Genomic DNA, 16,579 nt, shown 5'->3' on the forward strand with positions numbered 1-16,579 from the left:
TCGCGTTCTGCCCGCGATGCGGATGTGCGCAACCGGCGCCTTGCGCAAAATGCGGCTTCCTCTGTGAGGCCGGATTTGCCTTTTGTCCTCGTTGCGGCACGGCGCGGACGCTCGGCGCAGCTGGCCCGGCCGCCGAACCCGTCGCCCCTGCGCCATTGTTGCCGGCCAAGACGCGCGCCGATCCAGAGGTCGACAGGCGACAGGTGACAGTGCTCTTTGCGGATGTCTCGAGCTTCACCCAGCTCGCCGAGCGGCTCGATCCCGAGGAGGTGCGGGCGTTCCAGAACGCCCTGTTCGAAACCCTGGCGGGCGTGGTGACGCGTTATCAAGGCTTCGTGGAAAAATTCGTCGGCGATGCTGTCCTGGCCGTGTTCGGTGCACCCATTGCCCATGAAGACGATCCGGAGCGGGCCCTCTGCGCTGCGCTGGACATGACGAAGGAGAGCGTCCGGCTCAATGAACGCTGGGCGGGGCGGCTGGGACAGCAGGTGAGCCTCCATATCGGCGTCCATACCGGCCTTGTGGTTGCGGGTCACCTTGGCCAGGCCGCCGGCGCCGCCTATGCGGTGACCGGCGACACCGTCAACACGACGGCACGCCTGCTGGCGGCGGCCTCAGGCACTATCCTGGTTTCCGCGGCCACACATGCCCTGGCCCAGCACCGTTTTAGTTTCGAGCCGGCGCATGCCCTGGCTCTGCGCGGTAAGGCGGAGCCGGTGGCGGCCTATCGGCTAATCGGCCTGTCGACCACGCCCGCTTCGGCGCGCGGGCTGGCTGCCCATGGGTTGGAAAGCCCGATGATCGGCCGTGACGACGAATTGGCGGGGCTGATCGCCGCCTTCGATCGAGCGCAGGCGGGATCTGCCCAGATCGTCAACCTCGTGGGGGAAGCTGGTTCGGGCAAATCGCGGCTGGTCGCCGAATTCCTGGCGGTGCTCGAAGCGCAGGGCAGGCTGGCCGGCGGTGCCGTGCGCCGCACCGCGTGCTCCTCCCTTGGCGAACCGGCCTATGGCGTCTTCGGCGCCCTGTTCCGCGAGGCCTATCGGGTGAACCGCGACGATACGCTCGAAACGGCGAGCCGAAAGCTTGCGGCTGGACTTGTCGGGCTGGGTGCCGAGCTCGAAATGGCCGAGGCCGTCATCCCGGTCCTGAGCTACATGCTCGGCATGGAGGGGGCGAGCGCCGACGAACTCGCGCCCGAACAGGTGAAACGCCAGATCGCCCTGGCCGCGCGCATGCTGATCGGGCGCCGCCTGGACCAGGGACATTTGCTGGTCGTCGTCGAAGACCTGCACTGGGCCGACATGGCCTCGGTGGAGCTGTTGTGCGACATCGCCGACCACCTAGCGGATCGGCGCCTGATGATCGTGCTGTCCCACCGCCCCGGCCGGCCCCCGCTATGCTTTGCCCACGCCGTGCAATCGAGCCTTCCCCTGGCTCCCCTTTCGGCGGATCAGACGCGGGCCTTCGTCGGCGCCCTTTTTGGGGAGGCCGACGCGGATACTCTCGATGAAATCCGGGCCTTCGTCATCCGTCGGTCCGGTGGCAATCCTCTCTTCGTGGAAGAGATCGTCCGAAGCCTGGTGGCCAGGGGCGTGCTCCGGCGCGAGGGAGATCGCTGGATCCGCGCGGCCCCGCTCGAAGCCGACAATGTCCCGCCGACCCTGCAGGGCTTGCTGCTGTCGCGCGTCGATGAACTGCCGGCGGACCAGCGGCGTGTGCTGCATGAGGTAGCCGTACTCGGCATGGCGTTCGAGGATGCCCATCTTGCGGCTATCGCCACCGAACCGGCTCGAGTGGAAGCCGCTCTCCGCGACCTGACCGAGGCAAATTTCATCGTCCGGGTCAGCGAGGGCGCGGGCAGCTATCGCTTCACCCATGCTCTCATCCATGAAGCCGTCTACCAGAACCTGCTGCTTGCCCGCCGGACCGAACTGCACGACCGGGCCGGCCGCGCACTCGAACGGGCCGTGGGTGGCCGTCCCGAGAGGCTGAGCGATCTGGAGGCGTTGGGCCATCATTGGAGCCTGAGCTTCGACAAGGCCAAGGGCGCGCGCTATCTCATGGCGGCTGGCGACCGGGCCCGCGCCGTCTACGCCAATGACGATGCCATCCGCCATTATGAGCGGGCCTTTGGTATTCTGTCCGACTGCGCCGGCTGCGAAGGTGACAGCTTGGCGACACGGGAAAGGTTGGCGGACCTGCTGGCGCTGACCGAGCGGCGAACAGAGGCGGCTATTCACTATGAGGCCGTGCGTCAGGCCTTCGAGGCCGCGGCGGATTCGGCCGCGGCGGCGCGCCTCCAGCGCAAGATCGGTGGTCTGCATTGGGAAGCGGGCGATCGCCAGGCAGCCAGGGGCTGCTTCATGCAAGGCCTCGCCTTGATCGGGGGCGAGGGATATTCGCCCGAGCGTGCGCAATTGCTCCAGGAGGTCGGGCGGTTGGCCTTTCGCACCGGCGACAATGACGGTGCGATCGCCTGGGCGGAACGAGCCCTTGCCGAGACGGATCGTGAGGGTGCCGATGCGGAGCAGGAACGTCTGCGGGAATTGGCTGCGATACGGGCTCAGGCCTACAACACCATCGGCGTGGCGCTAGCGCGCATCGGCCGGCCGGCGGATGCGATCGAGCAGATCGAGCAGAGCGTGCGGCTCGCCGAGGACCATCGCCTGCTGCAGGCTGCCTGCCGTGGCTATACCAATCTCGGCGTGCTCTACAGCTCCCTCGATCCGCAGCGCAGCATCGCAACCTGCCTGCGTGGCTTGGAGATGGCCAAGAAGGTAGGAGACCTTGGTTTCCAGTCCCGGATCTACGCCAATCTCGCGGTCGCCTATTGTGCGCTGACCGATCGCTGCGAGGCGGAGGGCGTCGAAGCGGCGCAGATGGCGGTCGATCTCGATCGGCGGCTCGGCCTGCTCGATCACCTGGCCGCGCCGCTCATCATCCTTGGCCAGATCTATCAATGTCGCGGCGAACACCGGCTCGCCTTCGCCTCCTATGAGGAAGCCTTGCGCCTGGCCGAACGCATGGGCGAGCCGCAATTCCTGTTTCCCTGCTATGATGGCTTGGGCACGCTCCATCTGGACGCTGGGAACCAGGAGCAAGCGGCGCTATACTTGGCCAAGTCGCAGGAGGTTTGTCAGCGTGCCGGCCTGGAGCCAGACGCCCTGATGGTCTTGCCGTTTTTTTGTTAACTCCATTCCTTGTCGTCGCATCGTTTCCGCCGAAACCATCACGGACGGCACACCCTAAATTTTCGACACGATGTTTTTGGCCACGATGAAAGGGGTTTTGCATGAACATGCAGCCGACACTGGTGCCGATTGCCTTGGGTGAACGCGCGCCGGATTTCTCGTTGCCCGCTCTCGACGGGTCGGGCAGCGTATCGCTCGCCGATTTTCGCGGCAGGAATTCGTTGTTTCTTGCCCTGTTCGTCGGATTGTGGTGCCCGTTCTGCCGCAGGGCGATCGCGCAGATGGCCGCAACGGCTCCCCAATTGCAGGCGTTGGGGATCGAGACGCTCGGCGTCGTCGCGACCGAACTCGAAAATGCCCGGCTCTATTTCAAGTTCAGGCCGAGCCGGCTGCGCATCGCAACCGATCCGACGTTGTCGACGCACCGGGCCTATGGTGTCCCCAAGCCGCTGCCGACACCGGAGCTGATGGCCGCCCTGGCGGAGACCCGTGTCAATCCCACCGGTGAGCTGGCGGAACCTTTGCCGGTTCGGCAAGCCGCAGAGGCGCTGGCCCAGCTCGACGGTTACATCGAGAACCAGACCGATCATGCCGATCTGGAGCGGCAATGGCCTCAGCTCAAGGGGCAATTTCTCATCGATCGCGAGGGGCTGGTGCGCTGGACCCACATCGAATGCAGCGAGGGCCTGGCGGGAATCGGGAAGTTTCCTTCCGCCCAGGAAATCGTTGCCGCGGCCGAGACGGCGCTCGGACGGGAGAAAGGCGGGTCCTACTGAGGGCCCTGCCTTCCAGCCGAACGGGCAGGGGGACGCCACGCGAGGTGAGACGGCCTGCCACTCGCGGATGGCCGCCCTCACCGACTTGAGGCGCGTTGCCTTGCAGCCGTGCCCTCAGGCGCCGCCGCCGAGCCGGCTGAGGCCGCTCTTAGCCGCTGCGTTGCTCGAATCGATCGCCAGCGCGCGCTGGAAGCTCTCGCGTGCCTTCTGGGTGTCGTTCAAGCCGGCCTGGGCATAGCCGCGGCCCGCCCAGGAGGCGGCGTTGCGGTTGTTGATCTGCAGGGCCTGATCGAAGTCGGACAGTGCTTCCTTGTATTTCTGCAACTGCAGATAGGAGCTGCCGCGTGAATAATAGGGGGCCTCGGCGCGCGGATCGTTGGAGATCGCCGAGGTGAAATCGTCGATCGCGACTTCATGATTGGCGCTGGCCTGGCGGATCAAGCCGCGATTGTAATAGGCCTCGGCCGTCTCCGGCTTGATCTTGATGGCCTTGTCATAGTCGGCCATGGCCTGTTGGGTCTGGCCCTGCAGGCGATAGATGTTGCCGCGGCCGACATAGGCTGGCGCATAATTGGGATCGTGGGTGATCACCTGATTGTAGTCGGCGAGGGCCTGGGCCGTCTGGCCGGTCTTGCGGTAGACCAAAGCGCGGTTGGCCAGGGACTGGACGAAGTTCGGATCGATCTGCAGCGCGCGGTTGAAGTCGGAGATCGCCGGTCCGTACTGGTTGGAACGCGCATAGGCCGAGCCGCGCATGTTCCAGGCTTCGGGATCGTTGGGATTCTTTTCGATCACCGAGGAAAGTGAACCGATATCGGCCGACGAGACCTGGCGGCTGCTGGCATCGCCATCATCGCCACCGCTGCCGGTGGAGGCACAGCCGACCAGGCCGAGGCCCGCAACGCCCAGCAGCAGGAGGGCGGCGATACGGGAGATGGAGGTTCTGGCTGGGGACTCTGCCGTGGTTGTCGTGGAAAATGTCATCTTGTCGGTCCGGATCCATCGAGACGAGTTACGGGAGCTGCGAGTCCTCGACCGGCAATCTGCCGCATTAACCTTGCTGGAAAGTAAAGCCTTTCCATGCATTTCGACGCATCTCACCTGGCCGGCGCACCCCCGGCGACCTCATACGCTACAAACGTGAACGCCCGGGCCAAATGGCTCGGGCGTTCGTTCAACCTATCTTCCGATCAAAAATAAGACTTACTTCTTCACAACGCGCGGCGTTGCGGGAATCAGGCCTTCGCGCTGCAGCTTCTTGCGAGCCAGCTTGCGGGCGCGGCGAACGGCCTCGGCAGCCTCGCGGGCGCGCTTCTCGGACGGCTTCTCGTAATGGCCGCGCAGCTTCATTTCACGGAAGATGCCTTCACGCTGCATCTTCTTCTTGAGCGCCTTCAGCGCCTGATCAACATTGTTATCGCGAACGAGAACCTGCACGCGTGCTGTCCTATTATCCTGGTGTGAATCGCTGCGGCGGCTTGGCAAAAGGAAACCCGGTGCCAAAGCACCGCCGAATTTGGAAGCGGGGTCATATCAGAAGGTATCGCCGCTGTCCATACGGATTAGCGCGATCTCGGCGTTATCCGTGTGACATGGCCCATTTTCCGTCCCGCACGTGCCTCGCGCTTGCCATAGAGGTGCACCGAGGCGTTCGGTTCAGCGGCCAGAGCACGCCAGGCATGCACGCTGTCGCCGATCAGATTGGTCATCACGGCATCTGAGTGGCGTTCGGTGGAACCCAGCGGCCAGCCGCAGACGGCGCGCACGTGATTCTCGAATTGGCTGACCAGACAGGCATTCTGCGTCCAGTGCCCGGAATTGTGCACGCGAGGGGCGATTTCGTTGACCAGGACCTGACGGTCCGAGGTCACGAACATTTCGACGGCGAGCACGCCGACATAGTCGAGCGCAGCGATGATCCGGGCGGCGATTTCGCGGGCCTCGACCTCGACCAGGGCCGAAAAATGGGAAGGTACGATCGACTGATCGAGAATGTGGTCGTGATGAAGGTTCTCGGTGAGGTCGTAGGTCCGCACGGCGCCGTCGTCGGCCCGGACTGCGATGACCGAGACTTCTGTCTCGAAAGGGACGAAGGCCTCCAGAATCGCGGGCTGGCCACCCATGCGGGCCAGTGCCTCCGAGAGGTCGTTGCCCGGCCGGATGATGGTCTGCCCCTTGCCGTCATAGCCGAAGCGCCGGGTCTTGAGCACGCTGGGGCGGCCCAGGGCGGCAACGGCGGAGGCGAGGTCGGCATGGCTGTCGACGGCCCGGAATTCGGCGGTGCCGATGCCGAGCGAGCGCACGAAGTTCTTTTCCGTCAGGCGGTCCGCGGTGGTTTCCAGGGCGCGCACGGCCGGCAGGACGGGGCGCGCCGCGGAAAGGATCGCCGCCGTGGCGGCCGGGATGTTCTCGAACTCATAGGTGATGGCATCGACACTTTCGGCAAAGGCTGCAAGCGCCGCCTCGTCCTCATAGGCGGCACAGGTGAAGCGCTCGGCGACCTGGAAGGCCGGGCTGGTATCGTCGGGGCAATAGATGTGACAGCGTATGCCGAGCTGTCCGGCCGCCAGGGCCAGCATGCGGCCGAGCTGGCCGCCGCCGAGAATGCCGAGCGTTCCTCCCGGTCCGACGCGCGGTGTTTGGATACCCTGGCTCATGCCTTCACCGTGTCGTCGGAAACGGGATGATGGGCAACCGCTTCGGTCTGGGCGGCGCGCCAGCGCTCGAGCCGCGTCGCCAGGGCCTCGTCGTGGAGGGCGAGCACGGCGGCGGCGAGCAAAGCGGCGTTGACGGCGCCCGCACGTCCGATCGCCAAGGTGCCCACCGGTATGCCGGCCGGCATCTGCACGATGGAATGCAGGCTGTCCACGCCTGAAAGCGCCTTGGATTCAACCGGAACGCCGAAGACGGGGAGCGGGGTGAGGGCCGCAGCCATGCCGGGCAGATGGGCCGCGCCGCCAGCGCCAGCGATCACCAGCTTGAAGCCCTTCGCCTTTGCCGATTTGGCGAAGTCGTAGAGGCGGTCGGGCGTGCGGTGTGCCGAGACGATGCGGGCTTCATAACCGATGCCGAGCGTATCCAGGGTCTGCGCAGCGTGGCGCATCGTGGCCCAATCGGACTGACTTCCCATGATGATGGCGACAGGCACGGCCTGCCCCGCCGCGGTGCTGGATGGCATCGGGACTCCCTTCGGCAAAAGGGGTGTCTAGAGCAAGATGCCGGTTTTGGGAAGGTAGCGCGTTATTCTCCGCCCGACTTGGAAGTCAGCGATGGGGGCGAGCCTTGAAGCAAGGTCTATCTTGCGGGAAGGGAGCACATGAAACGAAGCATTGTGGCACGTTGCGTAGACTGCAGTCGTCGGCTGCTCAAACCTGGGCCAGCAATATCGCGGCCAGAGCCTCGGGCTTCAGTCGCGCGACATTGTGCCCGCAATCGAAGGCATGGGTCGCCCACTCCGGCTCGCTGCTCAGGCGCTGATAAAGGTCAAGGAACGGGCTTCCTTCCCATCCAAATGCGCCGATGAAGGTCTTGCGCGGCACTTCACGCCAACGCCCGCCGAGATTGATCGACTGGAGAAACGTTCCGATTGGATGTGGCCGGCATCGAGGATCCAGATGGGAGGGAGGCGTGCAGGTCAATCCGTCAGCCGTCGCGCCAGCGATGAAGACATCTCGAAAACGAGGAGTCGTCAGCGACCAGACGGAGTCGCCGGACTCAGGCACATAGGCGTCTACATAGACCAGCGCCCGGATTTGCGATGACGCTGCATCGGCTGCGCCGCTTACGACCATTCCGCCGTAGGATTGTCCAACCAGGACCACATCGTCGCCATGCGATTTCACGGCACGAACGGCCTCACCTATGTGAGTTTCGAGATTGGCCGCTGGGGCCGGAGCGTCGCCGAGCCCCGAAAGGGTGATCGGCAGGGCCTTGTGCCCATGCGTGGTCAGTAGATCGGCCACCTTTTGGTAGACCCAGCCGCCCTGCCAGCCACCGGGTATCAGGATAAAGGTGGCCATCTCATGCACCCCCGACTTTGACGCCTGCGGAGCTTCGCCACCTCTTTGGCCGAAATCAAGACCGCTGTGTCGGCAGCCGGGGCCGAATTGAGGCCATGGGCCTATGCTGACTGTCCGGAAGGGGCGAAAATAGTCGCCCCTTCGTCGCTTCAATGCCGATTAAAGCAAAGCTCTTGCGCCGATTTCTGCAGCGCCTGGCATGGACCTCGTACTTTCCAGCAGAGGCTTCCGAGGGACGTGGTGCACACCCCCAGATCGCAAGAGCAGGCGTTCCAGTATATCCAGCGCTATACGAACGGATGGTACTGATAAAGCCAGGTCTCGCTCAGCACCTTGTCGCCGAGCTTGAGATAGCAGCGCAGTTCCACCGGCTCCGGTCCCGTGGCGTGCAGGTCGAACTGGGCGCGCCAATGGCCGTTGATGCCGTCCGGCACTGCTTCGGTGAAGATGTAGGAGAGCTCGCCGCGCGAGGCGGTGATGATCGGCTCGGGCTTGACGCCGTAGGGCAGGTCCTTGAGCGGGTCGCCGAGGAACTCGATCACGAATTTGCGCAAGCCGACCGGGCGCTGCGTGCCGGGATGGCCGCCATTGCCCAGCCGCGTCGCCACCACGCGGGCGAGATTGGTGGGGAAGGGCTCGTCCGCCGACCAGTGCAGACGGTATTTCAGCGTGAATTGCTGGCCGGCCTTGACCGGATCCTTCGGCACCCACATCGCCACGACATTGTCGTGGATCTCGTCATTGGTGGGGATTTCGATGAGCTGGACGGTGCCTTCGCCGAACGGCGCCAGGGGCTCTACCCACAGCGAGGGACGCAGATCATATTTGACGCCGTCGAGATAGTGATCGAACAGGCGGTCGCGCTGCAGCAGGCCGAAGCCGCGCGGGTTGGTATCGGTGAAGGCCGAGGTGGTGGTGGCCGGCACATTGTTGAGCGGGCGCCAGATATGCTCGCCGCCGCCCGTCCACATGGCCAGGCCGTCGGAATCATGCACTTCCGGGCGCCAGTCGACTGCGGTCTGCTTGGCCGTCTCGGAGAACCAATACATCGAGGTCAGCGGGGTCAGGCCGAAACGGCTGATATCGTTGCGCGTGAAGACCTGCGCCTCGATATCCATCAGCACGGCCTTGGCGCGCGTCATCAGGAAGGAGAAGGCGCCGGCGACGGACGGACCGTCCAAGAGGGCATAGACCTTGATCTGGTCGGCTGAGCCTGGAACGGCTTCCAGCCAGAACTCCTTGAAATCGGGGAATTCTTCCTGATGGGGCGGGTTAGGATCGGCTGCGTTGACGGCAAGGCCGCGGGCCGACAGGCCATATTGATAGAGCTCACCGATGGCGCGGAAATAGGAGGCGCCGAGGAAGGCGACCCAGTCGTTCTTCTTCCAGTCGACCGGCCCGTTGCGGGGCTCCTGGAAGCGGAAACCGGCAAAGCCGACGCCGTCGGGCATGGCCTGCGCCGGGCTGTCCGTCGGCATGTCGAAGGAAGCCTTGCGGTAGATGATCTCGCTGGCGTTCTTGCCTTCGACCACGTTGATGGTGACCTTCTTCTGGAAGAAGGTGCCGAGATGGAAGAAGGTGACCGGGAAGGGCGCTGGGCCATCGGCCCACAGAGCGTCCTCGGTCTTGAACTTGATCTTGCCGAGTTCCTCATAAGTCAGCTTGGAGGTGATGTCGGGCGCTGGTTTCTCGGTCGGAACATAGGCCTCCGTCGCCAGCTTCTTGGCACGCTCGACCAGACCCTCGAAGGAAAAAGGCGCCGGCGGACCGAAAGTCAGCGCGCCCTCGTCGGCGAATGCTGCGGTCGGAAGGCCCAGTGCCATCAGAGTCGAGAGACTTACGGCTCCCTGGAGGAAAAGCCGTCGGTCGAAAGCGTCGTTCATCAACAAGTTCCTAACTTCTACTGCGCCCGCAAGCTAAACAGGGATTATCGCCTGTCAATGCCGTGGCGCTTCAAACCGCGTCGATTTCGTGACAATAGATTAATTTGAGCGAGAATTTTGCGCAAAAAAGCTCAAAAGAACCCAATAATCTTCCAAAATCTGAGAAATGCCCAATTCATCCCAGGCCTATGCTCCCGCCGCCTTCTATAGACGCGACGTTCTCACCGTTGCCAGAGATCTGATCGGCATGACCCTCTTGGTCGATGGCGTCGGCGGCGTCATCGTCGAGACCGAGGCCTATGACCGTGACGATCCGGCCTCTCACACCTATCGCGGGCCGACGCAGCGCAACGCCGTGATGTTCGGCCCGCCAGGCCATATCTACATCTATCTGTCCTACGGCATGCATTGGTGCGCCAATATCGTATCCGGAGAGCCCGGCCGCGCCAGTGCGGTGCTGCTGCGAGCCCTGGAACCGACTGCGGGACTCGATCGCATGGCGCAGAGGCGGGGGCTCGCCAATCCGGCCCTGTTCTGCTCTGGACCCGGGCGGCTTTGCCAGGCCTTGGGGCTGACCGGCGGTCAGAACGGGCTGGCGATGACCCAGCTCCCCTTCGAACTCCTGCGGCGAGCCCATGAGCCACCCATCGCCGCCGGCCCCCGCATCGGTATCAGCAAGGCAATCGAACGGCCTTGGCGCTTCGGCTGGAGTGGCTCGAAATTCCTCAGCAAGAAGTTCTGATATCCCAAGCACAAACGAAAACGGGCCCCGAAGGGGCCCGCCAAGGACGTGTTGCGATCGCCTGTCCGGCTCGGCTCGAGGCCCTATTTGCCGCCGAAAGTGTCGCAGATCTTGGAATTGGCCGTGCCCGTGCAGTGCTCGGTGGGTGAACCCGCGGCAGGCACGATGCGGATGATACGATCCTCGCCGACCAGCGCGGTCTCGCCCGGCTTCACCAGCTTGCAATAGCGGATGGGGCGCCGTGGCGGGCAGATGAAGGTCTTGCCCTCATAGAGGGTGATGGCGCTGGTGGGGCTGCGGGAATCGACCTGGAATTTGGTGCCGCGCACGCCAATCGAGGCCTGGGGAGCGTGAATCTTGTAGGCGCTCTTGGCCGAATCGCCAGTGGCGAAGCGGAAGGCTCCCTTGGCGAATTGCAGCACGACGGACTTAGCCTTGCCATTGCCGGCATAGACGAAGCTGTCGAGCGTGACCGACGACTTGGAGCCGAGCATCAGATGGGTATTGTCGAGAAAACGCAGTTCGATCACGCCGCTCGGGCCTGTGACGATCTTCTCGCCCTGATGCACGCTGGACCCGATTTCCAGGCGTCCGGACATCGAACCATGGACGGCTGGCGTCAAGCCGACGACGTCGCCGATGACTTCAGGTCCCTGCTTCGTCGGAGCGGTCTGGGCGGCGGCCGTCTGTGTAGAGAAGGCAGCAAGCAGGATGAACAGCACCGGTGCCAGGCGCGGGAAACGTAGTGTCATGACAAATATCGAACCGTTACTCGAAGGTGGGATCAACGCGGTATCTAGCCGGTGTCATCATAGCGCTGCGGCAGCCGAAAAGTGAAGGCTTATTAAGCATGTTCAGAGCTCATCCATTGGAAACCAAGCGGCCTGTTGCGTTTTTGCATCGCAGTCTAGCGCAGTGTATCGCGTTGCGACGAGGTGGCAGCGGGTGTTCTGATAGCAGTAGCTACGGAAGCATCTGGATTAGAATTGTCAGGATTAGCCAATTTAGGGATAGGGTTTTCTGGGATTCCATTGGGTAAATTATTCTTTATTGGTATTTCTTACGCAGAGGTATTTGAGGTGCCATGCCCCTTGCGTGGCTTGATCCCGCTTCAACCGCATGCCAGTTGCTGATCGAAATCAGGCAGGCCTCCGAGGTACTGTGTTCGCCTGGAAATTATTGCAGACCGGAATAGGGGGGCGTCGGACATCCCTAGAGCAAAGCGCGTTTAGACAGAAACGCTTGTTTGCTCCCACTCTTTGGTTCCAAGCCAATCCAACGGATTGGCTAGAGCACCTTTGCGATTCTTGGCGTGACCGCCAAATGGCAAAACGCTTTGGGGCAGCGGCGTCGCTCGTATGCGGTCAGCGGCTTTTCGGCACGTCGATCCCAACTTTTGCCGAAATTGCAACGCATAGCTGCTCAGCCTTTGTTGCACTGCAACATTGCGAGAATCCTGCTATGGTGCCGTCAAGTGAAAGAGAAGGCATAGATCCGTGAGCGAGACCTGGAACACGAAATTCGGCAGCCGGCGCGTCAAGCAGGCCCTTCCGACCATCGAGGAAGCCCTGGTCGCTGCCGAATGCCTCAATGATGACTTCGACCAGCAGGTCGAGATCGCCGCATCGCTGCTCGGTATCGCCGTTGAAGACGTGCGTGCCATTGCCAAGCGGTCGGTGAAGCCGACCGAGCGTCGTCTCAGCCTGCCGATCGCTAAGTCGCCCCGCGCGGCGGTCGCGCCGCGGGCCGTGGTGGTTGAATATCGTACGCCCAAGCGTCTGGTCGGCATGCGCTGACGCGCCGACCCAGACCTCATTTCCAATGAAAATCTGACGGGCGCCGCGGGAAACCGTGGCGCTTTTCGTTTGGCGCATAGGACGATCAGCGGCGAGGCGCGTGTTCGACGCCGCATGGCGGTGCAAATCAGCCGATGTTCTGGAAATGCTTGCTTAAGCGCTTGAAAAGCTTGGCGCTCCCAACCGGACTCGAACCGGTGTTTTCGCCGTGAGAGGGCGACGTCCTAGGCCACTAGACGATGGGAGCAGCGGCAAGGAGTGCGCCTATAGCGGCAAATCAGGCCGTCGGCAAGCGGCAATCTGCACGATTGGCGCATTTGTGGTTTGAATTCTTGGCATTGCTGACATTCCCGCTTAAAGCATCCTGCGATTTGATTGAATCGGCAGGAATCGCAAAGGCGCGTCGAAACAAAGAGTTAGGGAAAAATGACGTTTCCACTTGAACGCGTTTTGCTCTAGTAGGCGCCCATGAACAGCATCGCCAACAACTCCGAAGAGACGCTTTTCGAGGTCGCCGAAGCCGGTGAGCGCATCGACCGCTTCCTGGCTCGCCAATGCCAGGGCGCCGATAACAGGCCCGATCTGCAGCCTCTGTCACGCACGCGCATCAAGGCCCTGATCGAAGCCGGCCATGCCACGATTGATGGCCGTGCGGTGCTCGATGCCGGCCAGATCCTCAAGCCGGGGCAACGAATTGCGCTGCGGGTCCCCGAGCCGGAGCCTGCTGAGCCGCAGGGCGAGGATATTCCACTTGCCATCGTCTATGAGGATGACGACCTCCTGGTCATCGACAAGCCGGTCGGCCTGGTCGTGCATCCCGCGGCGGGGCATGAGAGCGGCACGCTGGTGAATGCGCTCATCGCCCATTGCGGTGATTCGCTGTCGGGTGTTGGCGGCGTGAAACGGCCCGGCATCGTGCATCGCCTCGACAAGGACACGTCCGGCCTGCTCGTGGTCGCCAAGAACGACAGGGCGCATCAGGGATTGGCGGCTCAGTTCGCCGATCATGGCCGTACCGGACCGCTGGAACGGGCCTATCTCGCCTTCGTCTGGGGGGCGGCGCGCGCGCATGGCACGATCGAGACCGGCATCGACCGATCCACCCGCAATCGCGAGAAGATGGCCGTGGTGGCGCTTGGGCGCGGCCGGGAGGCGATCACCCATTATTCTCTGGTCGAGGCCCTGGGCAGCCACGGCAGCCAGCCGCTGGTCAGCCTGGTGGAATGCCGGCTGGAGACCGGCAGGACCCATCAGATCCGTGTCCACATGGCCCATCTCGGCCATCCGCTGCTGGGCGATGCCGTCTATGGCAGCGGCTTCAAGACCAAGGCGGCCCTCCTGCCGGAGGCGCCGCGCGCAGTGCTTGCCTCTCTCGGGCGACAGGCACTGCATGCCCGGCTGCTCGGTTTCGAGCACCCGGTTAGCGGCAAGCATCTGGTGTTCGAAAGCCCGTTGCCGGCGGACCTCGCCGCTTTGGCCAAGGCCTTGCGCACCGGTTGAAGCCGAAGCTAGCGCTTGCGGCCGAGCCAGAAGCCACCTGCCAGAGCTGCGAGCGCCAGGGCGCCGCTGACCGTCTTCTTGTCCGGCAGGCTCTCCTCGACGACGCCCGCCGCTGTCACCAAGGTCGCGGCGAGGAGCCGGCGGCGCTTGGCTTTCCTTTCGGCGGCCTGCGCCCCAACCAGAGCCAACACCGCCAGCACTGCAAATCCACAGCCGAGCGCTGCATCGGCCCAATAGGGGCCATAGGTTTCAGCCAGGAAACGGTGCAGGCTGATCAGCCCGATGATCGCCATCGCGACAACGCAGCAGCCTGCGAGCAAGCGCCAAAGGAGGACGGTGCCGTACTGACGCAGGACGGCGCTCAGTTCCTCCTTGGCGAGGGCACCTAAAGCAAGGAGACGAGTCACGAGCGCCCCTTGCTCCACAGGCCGAGGATCAGGCCGATGCCGGCAGCGAGCGCCACCGATTGCAGCGGCTTGCGGGTGATGTAGTCGAGCGTCGCCTTCTGCAGGTCGGATGCCTGCTCCCTGGCGGCATCGCCGATTTCGCTGGCTTTGGCGCCAGCCTCGTTCACCTTGTCGTCGAGCACCTGCCTGGCATGCCTGGCTTCCTTGGACAGGAATTTCGACCAGGAACTCTTCTCCGCGTCGACATAGGCGCTGAGCTGCTCGGTCAGGCGGGCAACTTCAGCCCTCAGAGCGTCGAGATCCTTGCTGAGGCTCTCGGAAAGATCGGCCTTGGCCTGAGCCGTGCGCTTATCGCCGTCCATACTGATGTCTCCTGTCTGGTCAACAGTGAAGGGCCGCGGCCGATTTCCAGCATCGCGGGCTGCGATGGCGGAGGGCACTCTAGAAGAGTTAGGCCGACGGGTGGTTGGTGCAAGGTAAACAAAGCGTTACGGTAAACGCGGTACGACGGGCGGCGGTTCCCTCAGCCTGGAAATCGATTAACATCCCTTAATTTGACAATGTTACCGAGCTGTCACATTAATGCATGGCCGCCTGGGAAAAATTGCAACGTGAAAACGCCGCAATCGGGCGCATGATGAGTTGGGTGATCGGGATTGGTCCGTGCCTCAGCCGCCTGGGTGACGAATGTCCCATGGCCGGTGAGACGTCCTCGGTGAAAGCAAGTCAATAGATTTGCCGAGGGTGGCACATGCGGGGCCGCGAGATGCCGTGACCGGGAAGATCCACAAGGGTCTTCACAAGGGCCGGTATCGTCCCCATATCACGTAGGCGCCGTCTGCTTCGTAAGGAGGGATGGCGATTTGAACCGCCCTCGATGGGGGTTCAGAGGAGAGGAACATATGGCTTCTGCCGCGCTTCCCGTCTTGGCCGCCGAGAGTGGCCTGTCGCGTTATCTCGATGAAATTCGCCGCTTCCCGATGCTCCAGCCGGAGCAGGAGTACATGCTTGCCAAGCGTTGGCGCGAGCATGGCGACCGTGAGGCTGCACATCAATTGGTGACCTCGCATCTGCGGCTCGTGGCCAAGATCGCCATGGGCTATCGTGGTTATGGCTTGCCGCTGGGCGAGGTGGTTTCGGAAGGCAATATCGGCCTGATGCAGGCCGTCAAGCGTTTCGAGCCTGAAAAGGGCTTTCGCCTCGCTACTTACGCCATGTGGTGGATCCGCGCCTCGATCCAGGAGTACATTCTGCGCTCCTGGTCGCTGGTTAAGATGGGTACCACCGCCAACCAGAAGAAGCTTTTCTTCAACCTGCGCAAGGCCAAGAGCCAGATTTCGGCGCTGGATGAAGGTGATCTGCGCCCCGAGCAGGTCAAGTCGATCGCCAAGTCGCTCGGCGTGCAGGAGCAGGAAGTGGTGGAGATGAACCGCCGTCTCGGCGGCGATGCTTCGCTGAATGCTCCCGTGCGTGAGGAAGGCGACGGCGAGTGGCAGGACTGGCTGGTGGACGATTCTGTCAGTCAGGAGACCCGCCTGGCCGAGACGGAGCAAAGCGAGAACCGCTCCACCGCCCTGCGCCAAGCCCTGAATGTGCTGAACGATCGCGAGCGGCGCATCTTCGAGGCACGCCGCCTTGCCGATGATCCCATCACGCTCGAAGAACTCTCCGACGAGTTCGGCGTCTCGCGCGAGCGTGTACGCCAGATCGAGGTCAGGGCCTTCGAAAAGATCCAGGCGGCAGTACGCTCCGGCGTGGCCCGTCTGGAAGCCGCGCATGCGCCGGCCTGATACTGCTCGCGATAGTCGAAAGGGGAGCCGCCTTCGGGCGGCTTTTTCCTTAAAGCGTTTTGCGATTTGGTGGAATCACCAAGAATCGCAAAAACGCTCCAGCCAACCCATTGGATTGGCTTGGAAGCAAAGAGCTAGAGCAAAACAGCGTTTCCGTCTAAACGCGCTTTGCTCTAGGGCGCGCAGCTGTCTCCATGCCTCGATGTAAAGCGCGTTCGGGACATCATCCGATCCGGCTTGACAGGATCGGTGTCGATCAACATGGTGGAGCCATGAGCACCGTGGTCAAAATCACCCTTCGTCTCTTCCCGATCGCGGAAGCGTAGCCCCGGGCTCGGCCGTTTGCGCCCCGAGCTGCGGGGCGCGCCGCTTCCCATCCGGGGCGGCATACCACCCGGCGCATTTTTCAATCCGTCAAATCGCAATGCTGTCGCCGGCAGGCTCGCGCCAAGCGCGGGGCTGGCGCATCCAT

Annotated in this window: 15 protein-coding genes and 1 tRNA gene; 6 read left to right on the plus strand and 10 right to left on the minus strand. The window is 63.0% G+C overall.

What is annotated here, in order from left to right; all coding sequences use genetic code 11:
* The first annotated feature begins 203 nt into the window (after nt 1-203).
* A complete protein-coding gene (locus tag ACN6KF_RS01355; protein ID WP_434955105.1) occupies nt 204-3,194 on the plus strand; it encodes an ATP-binding protein in 2,991 nt (996 codons plus the stop codon).
* A gap of 101 nt (nt 3,195-3,295) precedes the next feature.
* On the plus strand, nt 3,296-3,970 hold the full coding sequence (locus ACN6KF_RS01360; RefSeq protein WP_434955106.1) for a redoxin domain-containing protein: 675 nt from the start codon (nt 3,296-3,298) through the stop codon (nt 3,968-3,970).
* 114 nt (nt 3,971-4,084) lie between these two features.
* On the opposite strand, the gene ACN6KF_RS01365 is transcribed toward ACN6KF_RS01360, so the two are convergent.
* The 6 genes from ACN6KF_RS01365 to ACN6KF_RS01390 all read right to left on the minus strand — a co-directional run bounded on the left by ACN6KF_RS01365 (nt 4,085) and on the right by ACN6KF_RS01390 (nt 9,872).
* On the minus strand, nt 4,085-4,954 hold the full coding sequence (locus ACN6KF_RS01365; protein WP_434955107.1) for a tetratricopeptide repeat protein: 870 nt from the start codon (nt 4,952-4,954) through the stop codon (nt 4,085-4,087).
* Between the two features lie 219 nt (nt 4,955-5,173).
* Nucleotides 5,174-5,407, minus strand: a complete 234-nt coding sequence (gene rpsU / locus ACN6KF_RS01370; protein ID WP_068285423.1) for a 30S ribosomal protein S21 — start codon at nt 5,405-5,407, stop codon at nt 5,174-5,176.
* 125 nt (nt 5,408-5,532) lie between these two features.
* Complete coding sequence (locus tag ACN6KF_RS01375; RefSeq protein ID WP_434955108.1) at nt 5,533-6,627, minus strand: 5-(carboxyamino)imidazole ribonucleotide synthase; 1,095 nt, start codon at nt 6,625-6,627, stop codon at nt 5,533-5,535.
* Nucleotides 6,624-7,148, minus strand: coding sequence for a 5-(carboxyamino)imidazole ribonucleotide mutase (gene purE / locus ACN6KF_RS01380; protein ID WP_434955109.1), 525 nt, complete (start codon nt 7,146-7,148; stop codon nt 6,624-6,626). The genes ACN6KF_RS01375 and purE overlap by 4 nt, the downstream gene beginning before the upstream one ends.
* Nucleotides 7,149-7,335: 187 nt before the next feature.
* Entirely contained in the window at nt 7,336-7,989 is a 654-nt protein-coding gene (locus ACN6KF_RS01385; protein ID WP_434955110.1) for an alpha/beta hydrolase, read from the minus strand.
* A 287-nt stretch (nt 7,990-8,276) separates the two neighbouring features.
* Nucleotides 8,277-9,872, minus strand: a complete 1,596-nt coding sequence (locus ACN6KF_RS01390) for an OpgD/OpgG family glucan biosynthesis protein (RefSeq protein WP_434955111.1) — start codon at nt 9,870-9,872, stop codon at nt 8,277-8,279.
* Between the two features lie 166 nt (nt 9,873-10,038).
* Here ACN6KF_RS01390 and ACN6KF_RS01395 point away from each other — a divergent pair, with 166 nt between their 5' ends.
* Entirely contained in the window at nt 10,039-10,614 is a 576-nt protein-coding gene (locus ACN6KF_RS01395) for a DNA-3-methyladenine glycosylase (RefSeq protein ID WP_434955112.1), read from the plus strand.
* An 83-nt stretch (nt 10,615-10,697) separates the two neighbouring features.
* Here the strand turns inward: ACN6KF_RS01395 and ACN6KF_RS01400 are convergent, their stop codons facing one another.
* Nucleotides 10,698-11,366, minus strand: coding sequence for a FecR family protein (locus ACN6KF_RS01400; protein ID WP_434955113.1), 669 nt, complete (start codon nt 11,364-11,366; stop codon nt 10,698-10,700).
* Nucleotides 11,367-12,110: 744 nt separating this feature from the next.
* Here ACN6KF_RS01400 and ACN6KF_RS01405 point away from each other — a divergent pair.
* Entirely contained in the window at nt 12,111-12,410 is a 300-nt protein-coding gene (locus ACN6KF_RS01405; protein ID WP_434955114.1) for a hypothetical protein, read from the plus strand.
* 171 nt (nt 12,411-12,581) lie between these two features.
* On the opposite strand, the gene ACN6KF_RS01410 is transcribed toward ACN6KF_RS01405, so the two are convergent.
* Nucleotides 12,582-12,657 (minus strand) — tRNA-Glu (locus ACN6KF_RS01410).
* Nucleotides 12,658-12,878: 221 nt separating this feature from the next.
* On the opposite strand from ACN6KF_RS01410, the gene ACN6KF_RS01415 reads away from it, so the two are divergent.
* A complete protein-coding gene (locus tag ACN6KF_RS01415; RefSeq protein ID WP_434955115.1) occupies nt 12,879-13,910 on the plus strand; it encodes an RluA family pseudouridine synthase in 1,032 nt (343 codons plus the stop codon).
* Between the two features lie 8 nt (nt 13,911-13,918).
* On the opposite strand, the gene ACN6KF_RS01420 is transcribed toward ACN6KF_RS01415, so the two are convergent.
* Both ACN6KF_RS01420 and ACN6KF_RS01425 read right to left on the minus strand, forming a co-directional pair.
* On the minus strand, nt 13,919-14,317 hold the full coding sequence (locus ACN6KF_RS01420) for a hypothetical protein (protein ID WP_434955116.1): 399 nt from the start codon (nt 14,315-14,317) through the stop codon (nt 13,919-13,921).
* On the minus strand, nt 14,314-14,679 hold the full coding sequence (locus ACN6KF_RS01425) for an ElaB/YgaM/YqjD family protein (RefSeq protein WP_434955117.1): 366 nt from the start codon (nt 14,677-14,679) through the stop codon (nt 14,314-14,316). Before ACN6KF_RS01425 ends, ACN6KF_RS01420 begins: the two co-directional genes overlap by 4 nt.
* Nucleotides 14,680-15,219: 540 nt before the next feature.
* On the opposite strand from ACN6KF_RS01425, the gene rpoH reads away from it, so the two are divergent.
* Nucleotides 15,220-16,107: an RNA polymerase sigma factor RpoH gene (gene rpoH, locus ACN6KF_RS01430; RefSeq protein ID WP_434955118.1), complete on the plus strand. Its 888-nt coding sequence runs from the start codon at nt 15,220-15,222 to the stop codon at nt 16,105-16,107.
* The last annotated feature ends 472 nt before the right edge of the window (nt 16,108-16,579 follow it).

It is taken from the genome of Labrys methylaminiphilus subsp. lupini (assembly GCF_051161885.1).
Taxonomy (GTDB): Bacteria; Pseudomonadota; Alphaproteobacteria; order Rhizobiales; family Labraceae; genus Labrys.